General features: G+C 33.9%; 17 protein-coding genes and 1 pseudogene. 6 read left to right on the top strand and 12 right to left on the bottom strand.

Annotated elements, in window-relative coordinates; translation table 11 throughout:
• Positions 1–112: 112 nt before the first annotated feature.
• From ACXGSQ_RS00225 to ACXGSQ_RS00200, 6 genes are all read right to left on the bottom strand, one after another.
• Complete coding sequence (locus ACXGSQ_RS00225; protein WP_020895249.1) at positions 113–304, bottom strand: cold-shock protein; 192 nt, start codon at positions 302–304, stop codon at positions 113–115.
• A 131-nt stretch (positions 305–435) separates the two neighbouring features.
• Complete coding sequence (locus tag ACXGSQ_RS00220) at positions 436–762, bottom strand: hypothetical protein (RefSeq protein ID WP_458627663.1); 327 nt, start codon at positions 760–762, stop codon at positions 436–438.
• On the bottom strand, positions 735–2,339 hold the full coding sequence (locus ACXGSQ_RS00215; RefSeq protein WP_458627662.1) for a SulP family inorganic anion transporter: 1,605 nt from the start codon (positions 2,337–2,339) through the stop codon (positions 735–737). The genes ACXGSQ_RS00220 and ACXGSQ_RS00215 overlap by 28 nt, the downstream gene beginning before the upstream one ends.
• A 127-nt stretch (positions 2,340–2,466) precedes the next feature.
• Positions 2,467–3,018, bottom strand: a complete 552-nt coding sequence (locus ACXGSQ_RS00210) for a DUF4136 domain-containing protein (RefSeq protein ID WP_458627661.1) — start codon at positions 3,016–3,018, stop codon at positions 2,467–2,469.
• Between the two features lie 16 nt (positions 3,019–3,034).
• Positions 3,035–5,035, bottom strand: a complete 2,001-nt coding sequence (locus ACXGSQ_RS00205) for a urocanate hydratase (RefSeq protein WP_458627660.1) — start codon at positions 5,033–5,035, stop codon at positions 3,035–3,037.
• Positions 5,035–5,196, bottom strand: a complete 162-nt coding sequence (locus ACXGSQ_RS00200; RefSeq protein WP_458627659.1) for a DUF5522 domain-containing protein — start codon at positions 5,194–5,196, stop codon at positions 5,035–5,037. Before ACXGSQ_RS00200 ends, ACXGSQ_RS00205 begins: the two co-directional genes overlap by 1 nt.
• Positions 5,197–5,246: 50 nt before the next feature.
• On the opposite strand from ACXGSQ_RS00200, the gene ACXGSQ_RS00195 reads away from it, so the two are divergent.
• The 4 genes from ACXGSQ_RS00195 to hemL are packed head-to-tail and all read left to right on the top strand — an operon-like array spanning position 5,247 to position 8,664.
• Positions 5,247–5,576 (top strand): hypothetical protein, encoded by a 330-nt coding sequence (locus ACXGSQ_RS00195; protein WP_458627658.1) that lies wholly within the window; start codon positions 5,247–5,249, stop codon positions 5,574–5,576.
• A 55-nt stretch (positions 5,577–5,631) separates the two neighbouring features.
• Positions 5,632–6,537, top strand: a complete 906-nt coding sequence (locus tag ACXGSQ_RS00190; RefSeq protein ID WP_458627657.1) for a 1-aminocyclopropane-1-carboxylate deaminase/D-cysteine desulfhydrase — start codon at positions 5,632–5,634, stop codon at positions 6,535–6,537.
• 3 nt (positions 6,538–6,540) lie between these two features.
• On the top strand, positions 6,541–7,374 hold the full coding sequence (locus tag ACXGSQ_RS00185) for a glucosaminidase domain-containing protein (RefSeq protein WP_458627656.1): 834 nt from the start codon (positions 6,541–6,543) through the stop codon (positions 7,372–7,374).
• A 3-nt stretch (positions 7,375–7,377) separates the two neighbouring features.
• Positions 7,378–8,664, top strand: coding sequence for a glutamate-1-semialdehyde 2,1-aminomutase (gene hemL / locus ACXGSQ_RS00180; protein WP_458627655.1), 1,287 nt, complete (start codon positions 7,378–7,380; stop codon positions 8,662–8,664).
• A 47-nt stretch (positions 8,665–8,711) separates the two neighbouring features.
• Here the strand turns inward: hemL and ACXGSQ_RS00175 are convergent, their stop codons facing one another.
• The 3 genes from ACXGSQ_RS00175 to ACXGSQ_RS00165 form a co-directional block, all read right to left on the bottom strand.
• Positions 8,712–9,077: a hypothetical protein gene (locus ACXGSQ_RS00175; protein ID WP_458627654.1), complete on the bottom strand. Its 366-nt coding sequence runs from the start codon at positions 9,075–9,077 to the stop codon at positions 8,712–8,714.
• A gap of 107 nt (positions 9,078–9,184) precedes the next feature.
• Complete coding sequence (locus tag ACXGSQ_RS00170; RefSeq protein ID WP_458627653.1) at positions 9,185–9,646, bottom strand: hypothetical protein; 462 nt, start codon at positions 9,644–9,646, stop codon at positions 9,185–9,187.
• A 92-nt stretch (positions 9,647–9,738) separates the two neighbouring features.
• Positions 9,739–11,235: a hypothetical protein gene (locus ACXGSQ_RS00165; RefSeq protein ID WP_458627652.1), complete on the bottom strand. Its 1,497-nt coding sequence runs from the start codon at positions 11,233–11,235 to the stop codon at positions 9,739–9,741.
• 151 nt (positions 11,236–11,386) lie between these two features.
• Between ACXGSQ_RS00165 and yiaA the strand changes: the two genes are divergently transcribed.
• Together yiaA and ACXGSQ_RS00155 are read left to right on the top strand one after the other, a co-directional pair.
• Positions 11,387–11,878, top strand: coding sequence for an inner membrane protein YiaA (gene yiaA, locus ACXGSQ_RS00160; RefSeq protein ID WP_458627651.1), 492 nt, complete (start codon positions 11,387–11,389; stop codon positions 11,876–11,878).
• 276 nt (positions 11,879–12,154) lie between these two features.
• Positions 12,155–12,964 (top strand): alpha/beta hydrolase, encoded by an 810-nt coding sequence (locus ACXGSQ_RS00155; RefSeq protein ID WP_458627650.1) that lies wholly within the window; start codon positions 12,155–12,157, stop codon positions 12,962–12,964.
• Between the two features lie 56 nt (positions 12,965–13,020).
• Here the strand turns inward: ACXGSQ_RS00155 and ACXGSQ_RS00150 are convergent.
• From ACXGSQ_RS00150 to ACXGSQ_RS00140, 3 genes and pseudogenes are all read right to left on the bottom strand, one after another.
• A pseudogene (locus ACXGSQ_RS00150) lies at positions 13,021–15,509 on the bottom strand (zinc-dependent metalloprotease).
• An 87-nt stretch (positions 15,510–15,596) separates the two neighbouring features.
• Complete coding sequence (locus ACXGSQ_RS00145) at positions 15,597–16,850, bottom strand: fibronectin type III domain-containing protein (protein WP_458627649.1); 1,254 nt, start codon at positions 16,848–16,850, stop codon at positions 15,597–15,599.
• Between the two features lie 105 nt (positions 16,851–16,955).
• Entirely contained in the window at positions 16,956–18,068 is a 1,113-nt protein-coding gene (locus ACXGSQ_RS00140; RefSeq protein WP_458627648.1) for a T9SS type A sorting domain-containing protein, read from the bottom strand.
• Positions 18,069–18,122 lie beyond the last annotated feature (54 nt).

Genomic DNA, 18,122 nt, shown 5'->3' with positions numbered 1-18,122 from the left:
AATAAGCTCATGTATGTTGTGTTATGCTTTTATAAAAAGAGGTAATTAATAAACATAAAAAAGCCTATCCAAAGGATAGGCTTTTTTCTTAAAAAGATTGTAAGATATATAATTATATAACTTTTACATTAACTGCGTTTAATCCCTTTTTTCCTTCTGCTAAATCGAACTCTACATTGTCTCCTTCTCTAATCTCATCGACTAAACCAGAAATGTGTACAAAATGCTCTTTGTTGTTTCCTTCTTCTGTTATGAATCCAAAACCTTTAGAGTCATTAAAAAATTTTACTGTACCAGTACTCATATTATAATATATTAAATTAAGGTGCAAAGATAGTTTAATTAGTTGATATTCAACTAATTTAATCACATTTTTTTTAAAATAATATGATAACACCTTAAGCCTTAGCTTGTAGGGGCTGTAAATATTGCAATTTAGATGTTGTATTCAGAGAGGGGTTTTGTGAATTTTTCCGGATTTGCCGCTAAATGATAACGAGGGTCGTCAATAGCTTCAACGATAACATCTTTAAATTTAGGACTGGCTTTGTATAGTAAAATTTTACAATCTTCACTTAAGTGCTTTAGTTTTATGGTTTTGCCTTCGGCTTGATATTTTTCGACAATACTAAAAATAGCTTCAATAGCCGAGTGATCTGAAATACGAGCTTCAATAAAATCTATTTCTACATTGTTAGGATCATTTTTAATATCGAATTTCTCATTAAAAGCGGTTATGCTTCCAAAGAATAGTGGTCCCAAATTTCATATGTTTTTGTGCCATCGGCTTGAATACGCTTACGTGCTCTAATTTTCTTAGCATTTTCCCAAGCAAACGATAATGCTGAAATAATTACACCGACAAAGACTGCAATGGCTAAATCGAAAATCACTGTTACAACAGAAACGATAACGAGTACCACGGCATCTGACATTGGTATCTTTTTCATGATTCGGAAACTGGACCAAGCAAAGGTTTCAATAACCATCATAAACATAACGCCGACTAACGCTGCAATTGGCACTTGCTCAATATATTTATCAGCAAATAAGATAAAGGTAAGCAGGGTGATTGCCATCATAACACCAGATAAACGACCTCTACCACCTGCGTTAATATTAATTACGGTTTGCCCAATCATTCCACAACCTCCAGTACCACCAAAGATTCCGCTTAGCATATTTCCAGAGCCTTGCGCAATACATTCTCTGTTTCCATCACCTCTAGAATCTGTTAATTCATCGACAAGGTTCATGGTCATTAATGTTTCTATCAAACCTACTGATGCCGCTAAAAAGGCGTAAGGAGCAATGAATTTTAGAGTATCTAAATTAAATGGTAAATGACTCCAAAGTTCTGCAAGGTTAAGTTTACTAGAAAGTTCATCAAAGCCATTTAATCCAGCTCCTCCACCATCTCTAATGAAATCTCCTACGTTTATGGATTCGAGACCCCCAAAAATAGAAATCAAAGTTACTATTAAAATTGCGGTCAATGCAGCAGGTAATTTTTTAGTTAATTTAGGTAATCCCCAAATAATGAGCATAGTTAATAAAACTAATCCAATCATGATATAGAGTTTTTTACCTTCCATTGTTGATTTAGCAACACCCTTATCTTTTACAGAGTAAAACCCATTGTCTTGAAGGTTGAAAACCACTTTTTTAGTATTCGCATCAAAAACTTGGTTGTTTGACAGAATAAAAACTTTTTCACCTGTATTGATGTTAATTACAGATTCTCCTTGAATTGAAAAAAGTTTAGTATCAGAAATTAAATCTCTTACGGTATTGTCACTATCATTAACATTATAAACGCGTTCTTTAGATGCGGTGTTGCGCATATTTTGTCCGAAAACATCTTTGTTATTTTCTTTAAACATGCCCAATTGTGCCATAAAAATGACGATGGCTAAACCGTTTACAAAGCCCATCATTACGGGGTGAGGAATCAAACGTACAAATTTACCAAGCTTTAATACGCCTGCTAAGATTTGAATAATACCCATTAAAACAACGGCAGCTAACAAATAGAAATAGCCCATGTTTTCTACAGGTGTATCAAATAAAAGCCCTTTAGCATGGCCTTCTTGAATCATATGAACAAAAATAACAGCAACAGCTCCTGCAGCTCCAGAGATTAAACCTGGTCTTCCGCCAAAAAGTGCAGAGATGATTCCAATTATAAAGGCACCAAAAAGGGCTACAATAGGACTAATTTGAGCGACAAAAGCAAAGGCAACGACCTCGGGAATCATTGCTAATGATACAGTGATACCTGCAAGAATATCATTCTTAGGGTTTTGTGTGAAATTTTTAATGGTTTTTTGACCGAACATAATAGTTTTTATTATTAAAAGGCGGCAAAGGTAGACTTTTTGAATTTAATCTAAAAAAAGCCTCAGTTTCTGAAACAAAAAAAGCATTGGTGTGTACCAATGCTTTTTTTAGAAATTATGCAATTTGTTATTTTTCTTCTGGAGGAAACTGCATTAACATTTGTGCTACAAATTCTTTGATACGTTCTTCTTTCTTGTCTATATTTCTAGTTTCAAGATTTCCGGTACCAGAACCTTGCCATATTAATTCTTTCTTATTGGCATCAATAAGGTCTATGAACAATACCCCTTCTGTGGTTGTCGATACTTGATTGTTGTTCCATCCAGATCTCCAACCCCAACCACCGTAACCTCCCCAGCCCCAGGCGCCATAGCCCCAAGCATTGTTGTAGACATCTACACGTTGGTTAGATTTGGTAAAAATACTAACAAGCATATCTGGATTTTCAGATTTGGTATAGCCTTTAGCCATTAACTCGGCTTCAATCGCTCTTAAAATTCGGCGTTTATCAATATCATTGATTTCTGCTTTGTCGATACCTGGCTTGAAAAAGGCAAATGTTTTGTAATTGTTAAAATTAGCTTCTCTGTCGTAATCAGCAGCTACTTTAACTGAGCTACACGATGCTAAAATTAAAAGCAAAAGAAATACGGGAGTAAATTTGAGTAATTTTTTCATAATACTTTGGTTTAAATTAAACATTATTTAATAAGGTGTCATCAACGAAATTTGGCAAAGTTACTTTTAAGTTAGGTTCGACTTCCATAGCGCGTTTTATTGCAAAAATAGCTCCTTCATTTCGCGCCCAACTTCGTCTTGAGATACCATTATTAACGTCCCAAAATAGCATTTGTTTTAATCGTTTTGACGCTTCCTTACTACCATCAAGAACCATACCAAATCCGCCATTTATGACTTCACCCCAACCAACGCCTCCTCCATTATGGATGCTTACCCAAGTAGCACCTCTAAAGCTATCTCCAATAACATTTTGAATAGCCATATCTGCAGTGTAGCGCGAGCCATCGTAAATGTTGCTGGTTTCTCGATAAGGTGAATCTGTTCCAGAAACGTCATGATGGTCTCGGCCAAGAACGACGGTTCCAATTTCACCTTTGCTTATGGCGTGGTTAAACGCTTCAGCAATTTTCATTCTTCCTTCGGCATCGGCATATAAAATTCGGGCTTGAGAGCCTACAACAAGATTGTTTTCTTGTGCACCTTTTATCCATTGAATATTATCAGCCATTTGTTGTTGAATCTCTTGAGGCGAATTCTTTTTAATGTCTTCTAAAACGTTACAAGCTATGAGGTCTGTTTTTTCTAAATCTTCAGGTTTTCCAGAAGCGCAAACCCAACGGAATGGACCAAAACCATAATCGAAACACATTGGTCCCATAATGTCTTGAACATAACTTGGGTATCTAAAATCAATACCATTTTCGGCCATTATATCGGCTCCAGCACGAGAGGCTTCTAATAAAAAGGCATTTCCATAATCAAAGAAATAGGTGCCTTTAGCGGTATGCTTATTAATGGCATCAGCATGACGGCGTAAGGTGTCTTGAACTTTTTCTTTAAATAATTCTGGTTGGTTCGCCATCATTTCGTTAGCGTCTTCAAAAGACATATCTACAGGGTAATAGCCACCAGCCCAAGGATTGTGAAGTGAGGTTTGATCACTTCCTAAATCAACATGAATATTAGCTTTATCAAATTTTTCCCACACATCAACAATGTTACCGAGATAAGCGATTGAAATGGTTTCTTTTTCGACTTTAGCTTTATTTACACGATTAACCAGTTGGTCTAAGTCGGTGATTTTTTCATCAATCCACCCCTGATCTAACCTTACTTGGGTGATTTTAGGGTTTACTTCAGCGCATACTGTAATACAGCCAGCAATATTTCCTGCTTTCGGTTGCGCACCAGACATGCCTCCTAATCCAGATGTGACAAATAAACTACCCTTAGGTTCTTTTTTTATTTTTCTAAAACCGTTAAGTACTGTAATCGTTGTACCATGTACGATACCTTGTGGTCCAATATACATATAGCTTCCAGCTGTCATTTGTCCATATTGGGTAACACCTAAAGCATTAAATTTCTCCCAATCATCAGGTTTAGAGTAATTCGGAATCATCATGCCGTTAGTCACCACAACCCTTGGAGCTTCTTTGTGCGATGGAAATAATCCCATGGGATGTCCAGAATACATTACTAAGGTTTGCTCGTCGTTCATTTCTGCTAAATACTTCATGGTTAGGCGGTATTGTGCCCAATTTGAAAACACGGCTCCATTACCACCGTAGGTAATTAATTCGTGTGGGTGTTGTGCTACAGCATAATCCAAATTATTCTGAATCATTAACATAATTGCTGCAGCCTGAGTTGATTTTGCCGGATATTCAGAAATTGGTCTAGCATACATTTTATAATCTGGTCTTAAACGATACATATAGATTCTACCATAGGTGTCTAATTCGTTTTTAAACTCGGGTAATAAGGTTTTATGATCCTTTTTATCAAAATAACGTAAAGCATTTTTAAGTGCTAGTTTCTTTTCTTCTGCAGAAAGAATCGCTTTACGTTTAGGAGCGTGATTTATAGAGGCATCATAGGGTTTTGGTTCTGGTAATATATTTGGAATGCCTTCTAATATGTGATCTTTAAAAGATAATGTTGTACTCTGCATTAGTTTTTTTTTAAGGTGTTTTTATTGAATCCATAAGGGCAATGTCTACAGCCACTTTCACAACAATAGCCACGTTTTAAATGGTATTGCTCTGTAAAACAACGGTAACCTTCTGGTGTGAGATAGTAGTCTCCGTCTTCAATGGGAACATATTTTTTCATAGGTAAACAAAGATAATGTAATTTGGATTGATTTTTGAAACGATTAAAGTATGATATTGATTTCAAAATATATTGTTCCTAATGGTTATGTAGGACTAACCGTATTTCCCTTTGTGTTTTTTAAAACAAAAGATTTAAAGACAAATGCGATACTTGTTAATCATGAAAGAATTCACTTAAGACAGCAATTAGAATTACTCATTATTCCCTTTTTTATCCTTTACGGGCTTGAGTTTTTAATACGATTAATACAATACAGAACTTGGAATATAGCTTATAGAAATATTTCTTTTGAACGTGAAGCTTATGCTAAAGAAGGAGAATTTAATTATTTAAAATTAAGGCCTTTCTTTAATGCTTTCAAATTTATTAGAAAATAATTTGTGCTGTTTTCTGCCCAGCATCCATTAACTTTGTGAGTATAAAAAAAAGAATTTGTTTAATACATATACGCACAATCAGGAGCTATTGATTCCTCATACGACGATTAACATTACAATTAAGCGTGAGGATTTAATACACCCTTTTATTTCGGGTAATAAATATCGAAAATTAAAATTTAATATAAAGGAAGTTCAAAAGCTAAAATCAAATGCCTTATTAACTTTTGGTGGTGCGTTTTCTAACCATATCGCTGCGGTAGCTTATGCCGGAAAAGAGTACGGCATTCCTACGATAGGGGTTATACGAGGTGAAGAGTTACGCTTAAAGAGCGTTTTAAATCCGACGTTGCAATTTGCTAAGTCTTGTGGCATGGTGTTTAAATTTGTCTCAAGAGCGGATTATAAGCAGAAAACAACTGCTGTTTTTTTAGATCAATTAAGAACTGAATTTGGGGATGTTTATGTGTTGCCCGAAGGAGGTACAAATGATTTAGCTATAAAGGGATGTGAAGAAATTTTAGAGGGAGACGATTTTAATTTTGATTATATCTGTTGTGCCGTGGGTACAGGCGGGACTATTTCAGGATTAATTAACACGTCTAAAAAGCATCAGAAAATATTAGGTTTTCCGGCTTTAAAAGGTGATTTTTTACAAGAAGATATTCGTAAATTTGCAAATCAAGAAAATTGGAAATTAGTAACCGATTATCATTTTGGTGGTTATGGTAAAATAAAGCCCGAATTGATTACGTTTATTAATACGTTTAAGCGTCAATTCAATATTCCTTTAGACCCTATTTATACAGGTAAAATGCTATTTGGAATATTTGATTTAATGGCACTTGGATATTTTTCAACAGATTCTAAAATACTCGTCATTCATACGGGAGGTTTGCAAGGTATTGCAGGTGTAAATGATATGTTGAAGCGTAAAAATCGCCCTTTAATTGAAATATAAAACATGAAATTCAGATATTTAATCTTATTGGTTGCTGTATTAGCAATGAGTTGTGGTCCTAAAAAAGGCATTGTAACAAAAAAGAAACGCAGCAGTACTCAAAAGACAGTCGTTGTTAAAGCTGAGAAAGAAGTGGTTAAAACAGAGGAGCCTAAAGCACCAATTGTAAAAGAGAATGATACCCGAAGTTCTGTAGAGATTTATATCGATTTATATGCAAATATTGCAAAGTCTAAAATGCGCACTCATAAAATTCCTGCAAGTATTACCTTGGCGCAAGGTATATTAGAATCGGGTTCTGGTAGTGGACGGTTAGCTGTAAAAGCAAATAATCACTTTGGGATTAAGTGTCATGGATGGAAAGGAGATAAAATATATCATGACGATGACCGTTCGCAAGAATGCTTTAGAAAGTATGACAAAGCAGAAATGTCTTATGAGGATCATTCCAAATTTTTAACAGGGCGTAAACGTTATGCGAGTTTATTTGATTTAAAACCGGATGATTATAAGGGTTGGGCTAGAGGTTTGAGAGCGGCAGGGTATGCTACAGATCGTAAATATCCGCAAAAACTGATTAGTTTAATTGAGCGCTATGAGCTGTTTAAATACGATGATGATGTTTTAGACTCTTCGTCTAAGACGACTACAAGACGTTCTACAACGATCATAGAAGGGGTGAAGAAGGATAGGCCTAAAAAGCACATTGTAGCTAAAGGCGATACTTTGTATTCGCTTTCAAGACTATACAAAACAACTGTAGCAGCAATTAAAGCGCACAACAGTTTAAAATCGAATGACCTAACTATTGGTCAACAACTTATTATTCCTAATTAATTTATGTTATATCAAAGAAGTAGTGCTTTATTTAAGGAAGCACAAAAAGTTATTCCTGGAGGAGTTAATTCACCTGTAAGAGCATTTAATGCGGTAGGAGGAACTCCAATTTTTGCAAAATCAGCAAAAGGGGCTTATGTATATGATGAAGATGGTAACCGTTTTATAGATTATATTAATTCTTGGGGTCCAATGTTGCTTGGACATGCATTTCCGCCTGTGGTTGATGCTGTAATTGAAAAGGCCAAACAAGGGACATCGTTTGGAATGCCAACAGCTGTTGAAACTGAGATTGCAGAATTAGCAGTCTCTATGGTGCCAAATATTGACAAAATCCGTTTTGTTAATTCTGGTACGGAAGCTTGTATGAGTGCTATTAGGTTAGCCCGAGGTTTTACAAAAAAAGATAAGATTATAAAATTTGCAGGTTGTTATCATGGCCACAGTGATTCTTTTTTAATTGCAGCAGGCAGTGGTGCTGTAACATTTGGTACTCCAAATAGTCCAGGTGTAACCGAAGGAACAGCAAAAGATACTTTATTGGCAACATATAATGATCTTGAAAATGTAAAAGCGTTAGTTGAAGTTAATAAAGGAACTATTGCAGCAATTATTATTGAGCCTGTAGCTGGTAATATGGGGTGTATTCCTCCTGTTGATGGATTTTTAGAAGGTTTAAGAGGTATTTGTGATGCTAATGATATCTTATTGATATTTGATGAGGTGATGACCGGTTTTAGATTAGCAAAAGGCGGCGTACAGGAGCTAAAAAATATTAATGCCGATATTGTTTGTTTTGGTAAAGTTGTCGGTGGTGGATTGCCAGTTGGTGCCTTTGCAGCGAGAGATGAGATTATGGATTATCTTGCTCCTATTGGACCAGTGTATCAAGCAGGGACCTTAAGTGGAAACCCTTTAGCTATGGCTGCTGGATTAGCAATGCTTAAAACCATTCAGGCAGATAAAGGTTTGATGAATAGGTTAAATGAGAAAACTAAGTATCTTCATAATGGTATTACAGATGCGCTTAATAAAAACAAGGTAGTACATACAATCAATAGAATAGGTTCTATGATTTCTGTTCATTTTTCAGAAGCTCCTGTTCTCAATTTTGATTCCGCTGCTAAAGGGAATAATGAAACCTTTAAAAAATTCTTTCATGGTATGCTTAGTAAGGGGATTTATATTGCACCTAGTGCTTTTGAAACTTGGTTTATAACAGACGCATTAACTTATCAAGATTTAAACGAAACAATTGCAGCAGTAGAAGAAATTGCAAAAGATTTGTAAATAAAAAAGTCTCGCTATCTGCGAGACTTTTTTTATATTAAGTTGTCTTAGCTTTTTGGAAAACGCAAATAGCGCTCAAATTGTGCTTTAGTTAAAATAGCTTTCATTCTATTTTCCAATTTTGCATTTATCTCTTTTAACTTTTTAGAAGATCCTTCTTCTTCAGTTAAATGTTGTAATTCAATTAGGTATGTATCGTAAGTGTGTTCTCTTACGGCATCATAAACTGTTTCTGATAAGTGTTTTTCATAGCCAACAAATTTTATAAGGCTTTCAGTTTTCTTAGCAGCTTTAGCATTTACTATGGCATTTATCTCTTTTTCTGATCCAAATTTACTGTCTTGTGCAACAGCAGTTTGAGTTCCTAGAACTAGCGCAAATACAAATAAGCAAAGTGTAATTATTTTTTTCATTATGGATTAATAATTTAAAATTGGACACTAAAATAACAATTTTATTCAATAAAAAGAAAAAGTATCGCCTAAGCGATACTTTTATTTTGGATACTATGTTTTACTTATTACTTTTTGTCATCGTATTTGTTACGTCTTTTATTCCTCTCACCTCGCTTTTTGTCTTTTCTAGGTTTCATTTGCTCAAACTTGGCATATTGTTCTTTATTTAAGATGGTTTTCATTTCGCGCTTAATTTCAATCTGTTGATCTAATCTTGCGTTTTGCATCTTCAAGAATTCTTCTTTAGAAGGTTTTTCTCTTTTCTCTCCTTTTGAAGCTTTATGTTTTTGTCTCAGCGTTTCATTGGCTTTTGCTTCCTTTAAAAAGATGGCGTGTACTTTCTTTTGTTGCGCATCGGTTAAGTCTAATTTTAAAGTGAGTTTTTTCGATTTTAGATCAGCAATATCGTTAGGTGTCATATCCTTTCTTAATTCTGATCTGTCTTTTCGATGTGAAGTCTGGTCTTTTTCCTGTGCCATTCCATTTAAAGTAAATAGAGCAAGGGCAACTACTAATAATTTTTTCATGTCTGTTATTTTTTGTGTTATACTTGTTTTGACTGAGTGTATTGAATAGGGTTTAACAACGACCTATCTTTTAACACGTTTTTTAACATTTGTTACATTTCTAATAGTCTAAGTGTTGTGCTGTATAGGTTTTTGTTTTCAAGCTTACTCTTTAGCCATGCATAGAAGCTTAATATGAATATATCTTCTTTGTTTGCAGTGGTCCATTTAAAGGAAACTTCCACTTTTTTTTTGAATTCAGGCGTATCTATACTTTCAGGTTTTGTATAATAGTGTTCCGCAAATTTTATAAAAGTTAGAATTCGGGATTGTTCAATTTGGTTTAAGTAGCTACTGTAACGTCTTCTAAAACTTTTTAATCGTGAATAAAACAAATTGTCATCTTGTAATTCAATATGTAATAAAAGTTCTGCAACATTCTTTTTAATCACCCAATCGATGCCTACTTTTTCCATATACCATTGGTCTGTATGATAGAATTTTGCTGAAATTGATTTTGCTTTTAAAAAGTCTTGTTTCTGAAAGTAAAACATAAAACAGGATAGGTTTAAGTCTAATAAAGCCTCTATGTCTTCATGTTTTTTGTACATCATACGTTCTGCGAGAACAATGGCGTTGTCTTGGTTATTGCTGTAGTTGAGGTTTAGCGCTTTAAGTAATGTGTTTTTTAGGATAAATGTTTTGTAGTACATGCGTTTTTTTAATTGCATGAGTTGTTCCATTTCATTGATATAGCGTAGTGATGTTTCAAATTTTTTGTTTCTAAAAAGCGTGTTAGAAATGATATATACAATTTGAATTTGATAGTAGAGTTGTTTGTCTGTTTCTTTCTTTTGTTTTAGGATTTCATAACTTTTCATTACAAAACTTTCAATTTTAAAATAAGTAGTTGTTACCAATGCCGAAATATTGGCGATTGCTAAAATTTGATATAAGGATTTAAATGAAAGGGATGTACTGAGTTCTATGTTGTGGGCTCTTAGAAGCTTTTCCAGTTCCAATTCAAAATCAATAACTCTTCCTTTATAACTGACGTCATTTAAGATAGTTTTCAATTTTACATATACGATGTTTAACTGATCTTCTAAGTGATGTTTTTGCTGATTTTCTTTCTGCTTAATAATTAATTCGTCTAAGTCTATTTTAGGATAATTGGAAGCGTATTGAATTTTAGTGTGATAAATTTCGTTGAGTATAGGGTATAATAAATGCTCATCGGCTAAGCGTTCTGCTTTGTCAAGGATTTTATAAGCAATACTATAGTTGTTTTGAAGTAAAAATGTACGTGAGGCTAAAATGTATTTAATAACCTGCATATCTATAGAGTTTTCATCTTCTAGATTTTTGTTGGCTGTAAAGTCAATTAAAGATTGAAATAATCGTTTTCTTAAGGCATGATATGCATTACAGTGTTCTACATTATACAATTGTTTGCATATTGATTTAGAAGTGTTGTTAGAACTTGCAAGTAGCTTAAATAGTTGTATGTTTTTGGTGTCTTTTCGTTTGTTTTTTTGTTGAAGGTAGTTCAAGAATTTTTGATGATCTTCTCTGGTTAGTGTGTCTATTATGGACTTAATTCCTATCATTTAAGCGTCAGTATCTTTTATTATATAGCATTAAATATAGGGTTATTTTTATTTAAATAGTAAATTATATCGTCAGTTTGTTTAAAATTATGACTTTCTAAAGTTGGTCTTTTATTTGAGATTTGCGCTATAATCATTAAAACAAAATAGTATGAATTATCAAACAACAGTGTCGTTAAAAGACGAACAGAACGTAAAAACAAAAAAGAAATTAGACAAGGTGTATAACCATAAGCCAACACCTGCTTTTATAGGGGCTTCTTGGACAGCTTTACTTATAGGTATGGTTGCTTATTGTATTGGGTTATGGAATGCCAATATGGAGCTCAATGAAAAAGGCTATTATTTCACTATTCTATTATTTGGATTGTTTTCAGTTATCTCAGTACAAAAAGCTGTTAGAGATAAACTCGAAAATATTCAAGTTACTGAAATGTATTATGGTATAAGTTGGTTTACGTCAATAGCAGCCATTGTTTTACTAACTGTCGGATTGTGGAATGCAGATTTAGAGCTAAGTGAAAAAGGGTTTTATGCAATGTCATTTATTTTAAGTTTGTTTTCTGCAATTGCCGTACAAAAGAACACAAGAGATGTGGCATATATTAATAGTGAATTAGAAATAAAAGAAGACGACGATTAGTTTTGATGATTGGTTAGTGAGTACCCCAAAGCCTTACAGTTTTATTTGATCTGTGAGGCTTTATTAGATATTAATATACTTATATTTAAAGTGATCTCAATAGTTATGAGGCGACCGAATTTCTATTCTAGTTGTTTGCTATTTATGTATAGGCTTGGTACTATTATGTGTTTTAAATGAATGCCTGCTTTTTAAACTTAAAAAATAAATTAACGTTATTTAAGAAGTTTAAGCCTAAAATTTAGGACTTACAGATCGCAATTATAAATATCCACCATGGCTAAAGAAAAACTAAAACGAAGGCTTAAAAAGGCTGTAATGATACTTTTAAGCATATACATTATGATAGGATCTGCACTTTATTTTTTTCAGGAGAAGTTATTGTTTTTGCCAAGTCGTTTAGAGCAAAATTATCAATATCAGTTCAATTACAATTTTGAAGAACTATTCTTTAAACCAGACGAAACTACAACGATAAATGCATTGCATTTTAAAGTTGATAAGCCCAAAGGAGTTATTCTTTATTTTCATGGTAATGCAGGTGATTTAAGCCGTTGGGGGACGATTGCTGAATACTTTGTAGCTCAGCAATACAATGTACTTATTATGGATTATAGAACCTACGGAAAAAGTATTGGAAAATTAAGTGAGGACGCACTTTATCGTGATGCTCAATATTGTTACGATTATCTATTGAATGACTATTCAGAAAATGAAATTACATTATACGGAAGATCATTGGGCACGGGAATTGCGTCTTATATTGCATCAAAAAATAACCCCAAACAACTCGTTTTAGAAACCCCATATTTTAGTATTTTAGACGTAGCAAAAGATCGGTTTCCTTGGCTTCCAGTAAAACAAATCTTGAAATATCAGTTTCCAACTTATCAATTTTTAATTCAAACAAGATGTCCAATTACAATTGTACATGGTACAGATGATGATGTCGTTCCATATGCTTCAGCAGAAAAGTTGCTTAAATTAGATATAGACCATTTGAGTTTTATTACAGTGGAAGGTGCTAGACATAATAATTTGATTGAGTTTGAAGCTTATCATACGACAATTAAAGAATTGTTGTAATAAAAAAAGGCTTCAAGATTTCTTGAAGCCTTTTTTAAACTGTTGTTGAATTTAAATTACTTAGGATCTAAAATAAGATTAATACGTTCAATAGCATCTGCAATATGAATTCTACTCATAGCATCTGCACCTCGTGCTGATTGCAATTGACTACGCAATGTTTTTAACTCTGCTCTTACAACCGCTCTGATATCAGATTGGCTAGTGTTAACAGGTGTTACTTTAACATAAGAACTAGAACGTCTTCCTGCGGTTTGATTTTTGGCAGTCATTAAATATTCTAATCTATCAATATGTGCACGCTGTAAATTACGTCTGTACGTGTCAATTTTCTTTCCAGTACGTAATTCACTCCATACCCCTTTACGTAAATCACTCATCATATCTGGTAATGCATAAGCATTACTATCGTATGTGTTAGCTTCAATAAGACGTTGCATTTTACCTAAACTCATAATGTTATTAAGCGTTCTAGATTGCATTGCTCTTACACGTTCAACAGAACCTGTGAATTCAATACGATCAAAAATGTTTTTGTCAATTAACCATTCTGGAGTTTCAAATAAATTCTCTTGAATAAAAGCCATGGCTTTTTTCTGATGATCTTTAGGCACAGCTGTATAAACAGGACCCTCTTGGTCTGCAGCTTTGTAATGTTCGTAAACACCACCAATGTTGTTGGAAACATGTCCCATATAACGGTTAAACTGAGAAACGACATGACCGTACATTTCTTCTAAATCGTCATAATCTTCACCAGCTTCTGTAGTCCACTCAATTAAGTTAGGTACAATACGTTTTAAGTTTTTAATTCCATATGCACTTGCTAACATAGCATCGTCACCTAAATCTTCGGTTTGGGAACTTGGGTCAACCACGTCACCAGCTTGTTGGTGTCCAAAGCGGTACATTGGGTCACCAGCATGTTTCATAATCCACGCATTAAGAATAGGCTTTTCTTCTTCAGCAGTTTTATCTAAAATAGGTCTGTACCCCCAAGAAATGGCATATTTATCATATGTCCCAATCTCTGGCATTAAAGCGACTCCTTCATCACCTGGTTGCGCAATATAGTTAAAACGAGCATAATCCATAATAGACGGTGCAGTTCCAAATTTTTTAGTAAATGCGGCATCACGTAATTTCTCTACAGGATAGGCAGCACTAGAGCCCATATTGTGCGGAAGTCCTAATGTATGACCAACCTCGTGAGAAGATACAAAACGTATTAAACGTCCCATAACTTCATCTTTAAATTGTGGACTTTGGGCTTCTGGATTAATTGCAGCAGTTTGTACAAAGAACCAACCACGTAATAACGACATTACGTTATGATACCAATTGATATCACTCTCTAAAATCTCACCAGTTCTTGGGTCACTTACATGAGGTCCATTAGCATTAGGGATTGGAGATGCTAAATAACGTACAACCGAATAGCGCACGTCTTCTGGGCTCCATTCTGGGTTTTCTTCTGCTGTTGGAGCATCTTTTGCAATAATTGCATCTTTAAAACCTGCTGCTTCAAAAGCGACTTGCCAATCTTCAATACCTTGTTTGATATATTTTCTCCATTTTACAGGAGTTGCTCTGTCAATATAATAAACAATTTGTTTCTTTGGGACTACAAGTTCCCCGCGTTTAAACTTTTCAATGTCTTCATCTTTAACTTCCAATCTCCAACGATCTAAAAACTCTAAAGACTTACTTTTTTGATCTTCTAAACCATAATCGGTTTGGCTACTTGTAAACCAACCAACACGCTGATCAAAATAACGACGCTTCATTGGAACGTCTGGTAACAAGATCATAGAGTTGCTCATTTCAACAGAAATACTTCCCGTGCTTGAATTTGAAGGAGGATTTCCAGCAGTATATGTTTTTACGTGACGAGATTCAATATTTCTTGGGTAACTTTTTACCGATTCAATAAATGACTTATCACTTTCAATTCTCGAAATTTTATAAGCTGTTCTTCTACGTTGTGGAATACCTAAAGGTTTTACATCTTTCTCAAACAAAGGAGTTGCATCGATTACTGTACTTGTTGAATCTTTACTAAACGCTGCAATAGGGAATGTGAACAAAACAGGTTCGAAATTAGAGTTTACAACAGCTTCATTTACAGGAAGTGAGTCTGAAGCAACAACATTATAAGATACAACACGAAGTACAACTTTCTTGTCTCTTTTTCCCAACGTAATACTTGTTCGTTCATCTTTCCACCACCAAAACCAAGTCCTGATGCTGTTTTAGCAATACGCGTAACCATAAGCATTTCTCTATCAAAAAGAGAATCTGGTATTTCGTAAAAGAATTTATCATCTACAGTATGAACTGTAAATAAACCTTTATCACTTTTTGCATCTTTGGTGATAACTTTGTTATAAGGTTTGGGATCATTTTTTCCAGGCTTCTTAGCTGAAGATTTAGCCATTGCAGTGGCATCTTTACCCGATTTTCCTGCCTTTTTTGCTGTAGAACAAGAAAATGCTAGAAATGCTGAAACTACAATGAGTAGCTTGAGAGATACGTTTTTCAAAATAGTTGGTTTTTTAAATTTTGTTGAAAATACGTATTCTATTAAGACTTTGTTAATTATGAAATCGTTTTTAGTATTTTTTTAACGTGGTTATTCTAGGGTTTCTAAATAGGATTGAATTAATTCTACCGCTTCGGTATGCATCATGGAAGTTCCTATATATGGCATGCTTAAGCCGTCGAGATAAAAGGAAATTCTGTAGTCAATACTAAAACTTTGTTCTACAATTTGACTGTCCTCTAATGGAGTTTCAAAAGCGAGATTTAATGTAGATTGATCTTCACAATGACCTCCAGGAATATGGCAATGTGCACAGTTAATGTCCATGTAAGCTCGTGCTCTATCTTCTAGTCGTTCATCTAGATCTTCCCAATTTGGTAGACGTCTAACAGAGGCACTATTTGTTATACCTGTTAATTGAGAATTAGCGATAAATTGTTCTAATTGATTAACACCGTTAATTTCAAAATTCATAGATCTTAGTTTTGGACCTATAGGCATAATGTTATCGTTATTTGCATGGCAAGTAAAACAGTCTGTGTTGGAAGGGATTTTATAGGTTGTGGTATTGCTTACTCCATCAGCATCAATCCATGTTATTGGTAAGGTGCTTCCTGCGGAATCTAAAACAGCATCGGTTTGAGCTTCGTTCCATTTGTAATCCCCAGTTTCCCAATGACCATTAATTTTGATTAGAATACGCGTTTCAACAATGGTTCTTCCTAGAGATAGATCACGTTCATCATGGTTGTAATAAAATGTTTTTGCAATTACAGTATGATCTGGAAAAATCGGTAAGCCATCTCCATCATATGCCATACTTGTACCTTCAGGTAGTGCAATTATACGTTGTTTGTGAGCGTAATCTGAAAATAGCGGTGTGCTTAGGTTGTATTCAAAGCCTTTCGTTGTAATAGTCAATTCATTTAAATTACCTGAAAATAAGTTCAGTTCAGAAAGGTTGGGTTTAAATTCAGGAACAACATTAGGAACTAAAGTCGTAATGCTATATACATCAGTAAACAAGCTTGTGTTATTGGTGTTGCAAAGTGTTTGTATGTAAATGTCGTAAGTTGTATTTGCTTGTAATCCGGTAAGGTTAACCGTTGTATCGGCTACAGAAATACGTGTACCACTTCCTAAAGTAAATCCTGAAACACCATATTCTACAGTATAAGATGCCGAAGTATTTGCTGTTTCCCAAAGGATTGCAGCCGAATCATCAGTTATTGAGTTTGTAGATATGTTCGTTACGGTATCACAAACAGGTGTTATAGTATCATCGGTATTACAAGAACATAAAATGCTTACGAATAGGATTAACAAATAGGGTTTTTTTAACATTTGCGTGTTTTTGTGATTTATAGTCAGTTGCTAATGTAATAAATTATGTTTTAACAAAAACATAAACTGATAGTTAGCTTATTTATGAAGTATTGCAACCCGTAATTATGGTTTCAAAAATTTAAAACGCTCTGTTTTGTTTTGTGTATTTTTAATATTTAAAATATAACTTCCAGAAGGTAACTCATCTATTTCAATACTGTTGGAATTATCTAAACGATGGGAAGTAATTTGTCTTCCTGACATATCATAAATAGTATATGAAGTGTTTACAAGAGGAGCAGTTAAAATCAGTTGTAATTTGTGGTTAGATACATCTGTTATCAGTTTAGTGTTTTGAGTATTAAAATTATCAACAGCTAAGGCTTGTCTTCCATAGGTTAAATTTGCACCTCGACCATTATCTAATATTAAAATAGCGTCTGAACCACTTCCAATGATTTCATAAAAATAAATATTTTCATCAAGTGCTTCGAAGAAATGTTTATAGCTCTGTTCAAAATAAGATTCATCAGAAATGCCACAATCTATAAGTGTCCAACCTGTATATCTTATTATAATAGTGTTTGATTGAATTGGATTATCGTAATGCCCCATAAAACCATTGCAAGTAGAGCTGCCATAGAGACTACTTTGACCATTAATAATTTCGTTTGAAAATATTATACTTAAACCTGGGTCAAAAGTATTTTCTAATAAAATATCATAATCCCAAATAGAATGGATAAACCATTCACCACTTAAAACGTTTGTAGATGCATCTTCACGACCTAAGTTAATGACGTCTCCTTGGCTATTGGTAAAACTTAAATTGTGTAAATCATTAGTAAATGAATAGGTTAGATTTCCAGGTGCTTGTAAAATTGAAAAGTATAAATTCTCAAAATCAGTTTCCTCAGTTGTAGCACATGTATTGTCTGTAGTTTCAAAATAAGGAATAAGACTTATAGCATTATTTTGTTCGTTCTCAAAGTAAGAGGTAAAAGAGTTACATATGCCATTGGCGTATATATAACGTCCCCAATATTGGTCTAGAGGCGCACTGCTAAATGAAGTTTGAAATTCAATATTTGGAGGTGTTGTAACCGTTGAAGGTAAATTTATGATGGTTCCATTTGATTCAAGAGAAATTACATTCCAATTACCTATGAAGTTCTGTGAATTTATGACTATTGTAAAACATAAAAATAAGATCAAGGTTGCGTAGCTTTGTCTCATAAAATGAGCGTTTTATAAAGGTTGTAATTATTAGTAATGCTCTAATATATAGTT

It is taken from the genome of Winogradskyella sp. PC D3.3 (assembly GCF_054366245.1).
This window is presented reverse-complemented; position numbering and strand designations above follow the sequence as displayed.